This is a genomic window from Tenacibaculum sp. L6 (assembly GCF_028823685.1).
Lineage (GTDB): Bacteria > Bacteroidota > Bacteroidia > Flavobacteriales > Flavobacteriaceae > Polaribacter.
Genome location: NZ_JAPEHZ010000084.1, coordinates 1 through 8,512, shown reverse-complemented (window position 1 = coordinate 8,512; position 8,512 = coordinate 1). Strand labels below are relative to the sequence as shown.

General features: G+C 32.8%; 8 protein-coding genes. 7 read left to right on the top strand and 1 reads right to left on the bottom strand.

Annotated elements, in window-relative coordinates; genetic code table 11:
- The coding region (locus OU788_RS11290) for an MATE family efflux transporter (protein WP_274635263.1) at window positions 1-986 on the bottom strand (986 nt) is incomplete at its 3' end.
- A 114-nt stretch (window positions 987-1,100) separates the two neighbouring features.
- On the opposite strand from OU788_RS11290, the gene tpx reads away from it, so the two are divergent.
- The 7 genes from tpx to OU788_RS11255 all read left to right on the top strand — a co-directional run.
- Window positions 1,101-1,598 carry a thiol peroxidase gene (tpx, locus tag OU788_RS11285; protein ID WP_274635262.1) on the top strand — a complete coding sequence of 166 codons (498 nt, stop codon included), beginning with the start codon at window positions 1,101-1,103 and terminating at the stop codon, window positions 1,596-1,598.
- Window positions 1,599-1,604: 6 nt separating this feature from the next.
- A complete protein-coding gene (locus OU788_RS11280; RefSeq protein ID WP_274635261.1) occupies window positions 1,605-1,985 on the top strand; it encodes a diacylglycerol kinase family protein in 381 nt (126 codons plus the stop codon).
- Window positions 1,986-2,012: 27 nt separating this feature from the next.
- Window positions 2,013-4,472 (top strand): DNA translocase FtsK, encoded by a 2,460-nt coding sequence (locus OU788_RS11275; protein WP_274635260.1) that lies wholly within the window; start codon window positions 2,013-2,015, stop codon window positions 4,470-4,472.
- Window positions 4,473-4,511: 39 nt separating this feature from the next.
- The gene (locus OU788_RS11270; protein ID WP_274635259.1) at window positions 4,512-5,165 is read left to right on the top strand and encodes a LolA family protein; all 654 of its coding nucleotides are present in this window, start codon (window positions 4,512-4,514) and stop codon (window positions 5,163-5,165) included.
- Between the two features lie 92 nt (window positions 5,166-5,257).
- Window positions 5,258-6,709 (top strand): LptF/LptG family permease, encoded by a 1,452-nt coding sequence (locus tag OU788_RS11265; protein WP_274635258.1) that lies wholly within the window; start codon window positions 5,258-5,260, stop codon window positions 6,707-6,709.
- Window positions 6,709-7,851 (top strand): 3,4-dihydroxy-2-butanone-4-phosphate synthase, encoded by a 1,143-nt coding sequence (ribB, locus tag OU788_RS11260; protein WP_274635257.1) that lies wholly within the window; start codon window positions 6,709-6,711, stop codon window positions 7,849-7,851. Before OU788_RS11265 ends, ribB begins: the two co-directional genes overlap by 1 nt.
- Before the next feature lie 172 nt (window positions 7,852-8,023).
- Window positions 8,024-8,512 (top strand): AAA family ATPase (locus OU788_RS11255; RefSeq protein ID WP_274635256.1); only part of this gene is annotated, 489 nt, incomplete at its 3' end.

The following is an 8,512-nucleotide window of genomic DNA, read 5'->3' as shown; positions in this document are numbered from 1 at the left end:
ACAACTGCTAAAATCGTTCCTAAGAAAAATATAGAAAACGCTATTCTTCTCAACTCTTTATAATCTTGTAATCCTTTCTGATTTCCTACTCGAATCATTGAGGCTACACTTAATCCTGTTGCTACCATAAAGGTCATTGAAGATAAGTTCAATGCAATTTGATTCGCTGCTTGCGGATTCTTTCCTAACAACCCACTTAACCAAACAGCAGCAGTAAAAATAGCTACTTCAAAAAACATTTGCATAGCACTAGGTGTACCTAAGTTGATGATTTTTCGAAGCATTAACGTATCCAATACAAAAAACTTAATATTCGTTACCAAACGTTTTGAACGTTCCATTTTACTTAACAACCACCACAAATAGACTACCATTACAAATCTTGATAGCAAGGTTCCGTAAGCTGCACCTACAATTCCTAACTCCGGAAAACCAAACTTTCCGTAGATTAATAAATAGTTCAACAATACATTTAACACGTTGGCTATTAATGTCGCATACATCGGATAACGCGTCATCGACATTCCATCACTGAATTGTTTAAATGCCTGAAAAACAATCATGGGTATTAATGAAAAAGCCACCAAATCTAAATATGGTATCGCCAACTCAACCACCTCTATTGGTTGTTTCATTAAATACATTAAAGGTTTGGAAATGAACACTGCTAAAAACAGAATAATTCCCATCATAGTACACAGAAAAAGTCCATGTTTAAAAGCCGATTTTGCCTGATCAAAATTGTTTGACGAATCAGCTTCAGCAATTAAAGGTGTTATAGCGGTAGAAAACCCAATACCTAACGACATTGCGATGAACATAAAACTATTCCCTAATGAAACCGCTGCTAATTCAGCTGTTCCTAGTTGCCCCACCATAATATTATCTATAAAACTTACAAATGTATGCCCTAGCATTCCTAGCATTACAGGTGCTGCAAGTTTCAAGTTATATTTAAACTCCGAAGTATATTGTTGTAAATTCAATTTCTATCCTTTTTTCAAGCTGCGAAGATAAGTTTTTTAAAAGCGCTCTAACTTTATCTTCTTCATTTTTTAATTTATTTAACTACCTTTGATTTTCATTAAAACTCAAATAAAATGGCTTCAATAACACTAAAAGGAAATTCAATTGAAACAATAGGAAACCTACCTAAAAACGGAACTAAAGCTACTGATTTTTCATTAGTTGCAACTGATTTATCTGTTAAGAACTTAGGTGATTTTAATGGTTCTAAATTAATTTTAAATATTTTCCCTAGCGTAGACACAGGTACTTGTGCAACATCTGTAAGAGAGTTTAATAAAAAGGCTGCTAACTTAGAAAACACCAAAGTTTTATGTATTTCTAGAGATTTACCTTTTGCTCAAGGTCGTTTTTGTGGTGCTGAAGGCATTGAAAACGTAATTATGTTATCTGATTTTGCCGATGGTCAATTTGGTAAAGATTATGGTTTAGAAATTACTACAGGTCCTTTAGCTGGTTTGCATTCTCGTAGCATTGTTATTATTGATGAAAATGGTAATGTAACTTATACAGAACAAGTAAACGAAACTGTTGACGAGCCTAATTACGAAGCCGCTTTAAAAGCATTGTAATTTACTATGAAAAACCCCAATGACGGCTTTTTAAAAGGACGCCTGCGTAGTATTAAATTTGCTGTAAAAGGAATGTGGTTATTAATTACCACAGAAGATAGTATTAAAACACAGCTTATATTTGCTGTGATTGCTACTATCTTGGGTTTTTATTTTCATATTTCTGCAACAGAATGGATGATTCAATGTTTAGTTATTGGACTCGTTTTGGTTGCAGAAGCTTTAAACACTGCTATTGAAGAGGTCGCTGATTTTATACACCCCGATTATCATGAAAAAATAGGCTTTATAAAAGACATAGCTGCTGGTGCTCCTACCTTTGCTGCTATAACTTCATTAATTATCGCGGGGATAATTTACCTTCCTAAAATAATAGCTATATTGTAGCGTTCAATTTATTTCTAACAAAAATACATGGCAAAAAAAAAGACAACTGTTCAAAAAAAACAACCTAGAAAATCTATTTTTAAAAGAATAGGTACCTTTTTTTCAAATAGACAAAACCAAACAATTCTTGGTTTTTTTCTATTACTGTTTTCTATCTTTTTAACTGTTGCTTTTATTTCTTTTTTCTTTTCGTGGCAAGAAGATCAAAGTACTTTAACCCAGTTTGCAGACAGAACTGTTCAAACAAAAAATCTGCTAGGTAAAATTGGTGCTAAATTGAGTAACTTTTTTGTGTATAAAGGTTTTGGTTTAGGAGCTTTTCTAATTCCTATAACCTTATTTTTAACTGGTGCTCGTATTTTACTTCAATCTAACTTAAAGCGTATCATTATCTCTTGGAACTGGGGTGTTTTAATCATGCTTTGGATTTCTACTTCACTAGGATTTGTAGAAAAAGAAAACGCCTTGTTATCTGGAGTTATCGGTTTTGAATTGAACGAATATTTACAAACATTTTTAGGTAAAACTGGTTTAACCATTTTATTATTATTCTTTTTAGTAGCTTATTTAATCATTCGTTTTAGCATTACACCTGAAGCAATTAGCGAAAAAGTAAAAAGCCAAAAAGAGAAAAGTAAAGCTATTTTTAACGAAAGAACTACCGTAGTTCAAGATGATACTACAATTATAGAGGATTCAACAATTATTGAAGAGACTACTTCTGAAGTTGAAAAACCTAAAACAGCCAATAAATCAGACTTTGAATTATCAGTAGAAAATTTACAACCTACAATTTCTAACTATTCTGATGTAAATAATACAAAGGAAACAGAAGATATTCCTTTAAACGTTCACCAAACAAAAGAACCTAGTCTTAATATTGCAGAAGACAGTAAAAACGAAGTTGAAGTTGCTATTGAAAAAATTGCAGAAGAAAAAAGTGTTACCGAAAACTTATCGGATCAATTAATAAAAGATTTTGGTGAATTTGATCCTACGCTAGAACTAGGAAACTTCAAGTTTCCAACCTTCAACTTACTTAAAGAATATAACGAGAGTATCTCTGTTGATCCTACCGAATTAGAAGCCAATAAAAACCAAATTGTAGAGACCCTAAAAAACTACAAAATTGGTATTGCTCAAATTAAAGCTACGGTTGGACCAACAATTACTTTATACGAAATCGTACCAGAAGCAGGTGTACGTATTTCAAAAATTAAGAATTTAGAGGACGATATCGCCCTATCGCTTTCTGCTTTAGGAATTCGTATAGTTGCTCCAATTCCAGGAAAAGGAACTATTGGTATTGAAGTTCCTAATAAAAAGGCAACCATCGTTTCTATGCATTCGGTAATTGCCTCTAAGAAATTCCAAGAATCACCAATGCAACTTCCTATTGCTTTAGGAAAAACAATTTCTAACGAAACCTTTATTGTCGATTTAGCAAAAATGCCTCACTTACTAATGGCAGGTGCTACGGGACAAGGTAAATCGGTTGGATTGAATGCTATTCTTACATCCCTTTTATACAAAAAGCATCCTGCGGAAGTAAAATTTGTATTGGTCGATCCTAAAAAAGTAGAATTAACATTATTCAACAAAATAGAGCGTCATTATTTAGCAAAGTTACCTGATGAATCTGATGCTATTATTACCGATACAACGAAGGTTGTTAACACTTTAAATTCGTTATGTATTGAAATGGATAACCGTTACGACTTGTTAAAAGAAGCAATGGTTCGTAACATCAAAGAATACAATGCAAAATTCAAGGCTCGTAAATTGAATCCTGAAAACGGACATCGATTTTTACCTTATATCGTGTTAGTAATCGATGAATTTGCTGATTTAATTATGACTGCTGGTAAAGAAGTAGAAACTCCTATTGCTCGTTTAGCACAATTAGCCCGTGCGATTGGTATTCATTTAATTGTAGCTACGCAGCGTCCGTCGGTAAACGTAATTACGGGTATTATCAAAGCGAATTTCCCTTCAAGAATTGCCTTTAGAGTAACTTCAAAAATTGATTCCAGAACAATTTTAGATGCTCCTGGTGCTGATCAATTAATTGGTCGAGGAGATTTATTATATTCCGCAGGAAATGACATCACTCGTATTCAATGTGCTTTTGTTGACACTCCTGAAGTAGAAAAAATTACCGATTTTATTGGTTCTCAGCGTGCTTATCCTGAAGCGTATTTATTACCTGAATATGTAGGTGAAGAAGGTGGCACAAATCTTGATATTGATATTTCAGACAGAGACAAATTATTTAACGACGCTGCTGAAATAATTGTGACTGCGCAACAAGGTTCGGCATCCTTATTGCAACGTAAATTAAAGTTAGGATACAACCGCGCTGGTAGATTGATAGATCAGTTAGAAGCCGCAGGTATTGTGGGTCCTTTTGAAGGTAGTAAAGCAAGACAAGTTTTAGTTACCGATCTAATTGCTCTAGAGCAATTATTAGAAAACGAAAAGAATTAATAATTATAAACTATTCCGAAAGTGGAAATTAGAAAGACGATGAAAAAAATAGGATTATTATTTATTGGATTATGTATTAGCGTTAGTGCTATGGGACAATCGAAATCTTCAGAAGCAAAAAAACTGCTTGATGAAGTATCTTCTAAAATGGGAGCTTATAAAAACATGGTGATAGGTTTTAACTCATCATTAGTAAACAAAGCTGCAGGTATTACCAACGACCCGCCAATTAGAGGAGAAATAACCCTATCTGGCGAAAAATACAACTTAGATTACTTAGGAAACACGTTTATTTTTGACGGAAAAAAGTTAGTGGTTATCAATCAAGATGAAAAAGAAGTTACAATTACTAATGGTAATATTGAAGAAGAAGACGGATTCATCTATCCTTCTAAATTATTGACTTTTTACAAAGAAGGATATAACTACACTATGGGCGCTTTAAAAAATAGTAATGGAAGAAATGTTCAATACATCAACTTAACTCCTATTGACAGCAATTCTGATATCGTAAAAGTAGAGTTAGGAATTGACGCAAAAACAAAGCACATTTACAAACTTACTCAAATAGGTGCTAACGGTGCTGAAACTACGTTTACAATTACCAAATTTAAGAGCAACCAACCAATTTCAGAAAAACTTTTCTCTTTCGATAGAACTAAGTACGCTAAACAAGGCTACTATATCGACTAAAAAATACACAAAAGTTTTGTTACCGATTTACTCATAAAATCATTAACAAAACTTTTGTGTTTATATGCCACTAACCTACTACCTTTGCATCTGTGAAAACATTAGACAGATATATCTTAAAAAGATTTTTAATACCTTTTTTAGCAACCTTCTTTATCATCTTATTTGTACTGGTAATGCAAGCGTTGTGGTTAGTTTTTGACAACTTTGCAGGAAAAGGTCTTAGCGTTGATATCATTTTAAAATTTCTTTGGTATACCACGCTAATTGTTACCCCACAAGCCCTACCTATTGGAGTGTTACTTTCTTCTATTATGACACTAGGTAGTTTATCAGAAAACTATGAATTTGCTGCGGCAAAATCTGCTGGTGTTTCTTTACAACGAATGGTGCGTCCAGTTGTTTTTCTTGCCATTTTTTTAAGCGGAATTAACTTCTTATTTCTTAATTACGTATACCCTTATGCCATGCTAAAACAGCTAAACATGAAGGTAAATATTAAGAAAAAACAACCTGCCATTGCACTAGTTGCTGGAGGTTTTAATACAGAGCTTCCTAACTTTCAAATAAAGTTTAAAGAAAAATACGGAGAAGAAGACAACCTGTTAAAAGAGGTAATGATTTATGATTTATCTTCTAAAAGAGGAAACAATAAAATTATTACAGCAAAAAAAGGTGAAATTCTTTCGGAAGAAGGAAGTCGTTACATGACCTTAGTTTTGTATGATGGTCATTTTTTTGAACACCATATAAAAAACGGTGCTTCTTTTAAAGAACGAGAAAAAATGCCTGCATCTTATGCCGATTTTGATGAATATACCATCAATATCGATATTTCTTCTTTTAGTGATGACGATCTTGAAGAAGAAAAGTATAAAACGCAGTACAACATGTTAAGTTTGGCTCAGTTAAAAGACACGTTGCCAACGATGAAACAAAATTACCATGACTATGTTGCCAGTAGAGCTAAAAACCTATTTTTAGGCGTTGATGTAGAAGACTTACATCAATACCCTGATTCGTTAATGAACAAAAAACTATCGTCAGATATTCTTGATAATTTTGATTTAAGAGAAAAACAAAATGTGCTTATCACAGCAACTTCAAAATTAGAACGTACAATAAACAACAATAAAGATTATAAAGAAACCTTAAAAAACAGACGTAAATATTTAAACTTATACGACATTGAATTTTACAACAGGGTTGCTTTTTCTCTTTCGTGTTTACTACTTTTCTTTATCGGAGCTCCATTAGGATCTATCATTAGAAAAGGTGGTATGGGCTTACCCATGATTTTAGCCATTGCCATTTATGTTCTGTACTTTTTCTCGAATACCTTTGGTAGAAATTTAGCAGAAGAAAGCTCGCTAACAGCAATTGTCGGTTCTTGGCTAAGTGTATTTTTAATGCTACCTTTGGCGGTAACTTTAACACTTAGAGCAACTAAAGATAAAGGATTGTTCGATATTAACAGCTTTTTGGCTCCAATACGAAACTCTTTTAAAAACATATTCTCTAAAAAAGAGAAAACAACAAAATAATGACAACACAAGCATCAACGAATATTCAATTAAATACAATTGAAGAAGCTATAGAAGACATCAAAAACGGTAAAGTTATTATCGTTGTTGATGATGAAGATCGTGAAAATGAAGGTGACTTTTTGGCCGCTGCTGAAAAAATTACTCCAGAAATGATCAACTTTATGGCAACCCATGGTCGTGGACTTATTTGTACGCCACTTACCGAAACTCGCTGTAAAGAATTAGAATTAGGTATGATGGTTAGCAACAATACCGACCCTATGGAAACTGCTTTTACCGTTTCTGTAGATTTACGCGGAAATGGAGTTACTACTGGTATCTCTGCTTCTGATAGAGCTAAAACTATCGAAGCCTTAATAAATCCAGATACAAAACCTTTCGATTTAGCTAGACCTGGACATATTTTCCCACTAAAAGCTAAAAACGGTGGTGTTTTACGTAGAACAGGACACACAGAAGCTGCTATCGATTTTGCTCGTTTGGCTGGTTTACAACCTGCTGGAGTTATCGTTGAAATCATGAATGAAGACGGTACCATGGCGCGCTTACCTCAACTATTAGAAGTTGCTAAAAAATTCGATTTGAAAATTGTTTCTATTGAAGATTTAGTAGCATATAGAATGGAGCATGATTCTTTAATTGAAAAGAAAGAAGACTTTAATATTCAAACTCGTTTTGGTGACTTCCGTTTACGCGCTTACCAACAAACGACTAACAACCAAGTTCATATTGCTTTAACCAGAGGTACTTGGAGTAAGAACGAACCTATTTTAACTCGTGTAAACTCTACTTTAGTTAACAACGATATTTTAGGTACACTTACCAACAATGCTGATAAAAAGTTAGACCAAATGTTTAAGGTTATTAATGATGAAGGTAGAGGTGCTATCTTATTCATTAACCAACAAATGCAAGCGTTAAACTTATTAAACAGACTTCGTGTGTTGAAAGAAAACCAAGCGAAAGGAGAAATGAAAGCTCCGAATGTGGTAATGGATAACAAAGATTTTGGTATTGGTGCTCAAATTTTACACGATTTACACATACATAAACTACGTTTAGTTTCTAACACCAAACAAACCAAACGTGTAGGTATGATTGGTTACGGATTAGAAATTGTTGATTACGTAAGCTACTAATCGCAAACAACATAAAATCAAAAAATCCCGAGTTAATTAACTCGGGATTTTTTGTATATATTTGAGAAAACAATAAAATTGCTAAACTTCATTATATCCCATCCTATTGTCGGGATAAGAGAACTAAAGTTTGACATATAACAAGTTGTACAGCATTAAACCAATATAATCTATGAAAATTAATAAGGTCGAAATTTCAAAGTTTCGTTCTATTGAAAAAGGAGAATTTAATTTAACCAATCTCAATGCGATTGTCGGTCAAAATAATTCTGGAAAATCTGGAATAATGAGAGCGTTAAATTCTTTTTTCAACCCTAACTTAGAGCTCAGGTTTTACAATGATGGTACAAATTTATTTAGCACTTCTTATTCTGTTCCAAGAATTATCATTTCATTTTCTAACATTTCACAAAACTCAATATTTACAAATTATTTGATAAATGATGTAGTAAAAATTAAACAAGAGTATAATAAAAAAAGGAAAAAACTTGATTATTTCGTTCTTGATGTAAATAAAAAATTTAAAGTTTTAACAGAAGAAGAACTTAAATCATTACATAGCGAAATTCAATTCGTACTAATCCCATCTGAAAGAGGATTCATTAACAATCTAGAAAATGAGACTGGAGTTTTAAGAAATCTTTTTGACAAATTTTTCCTT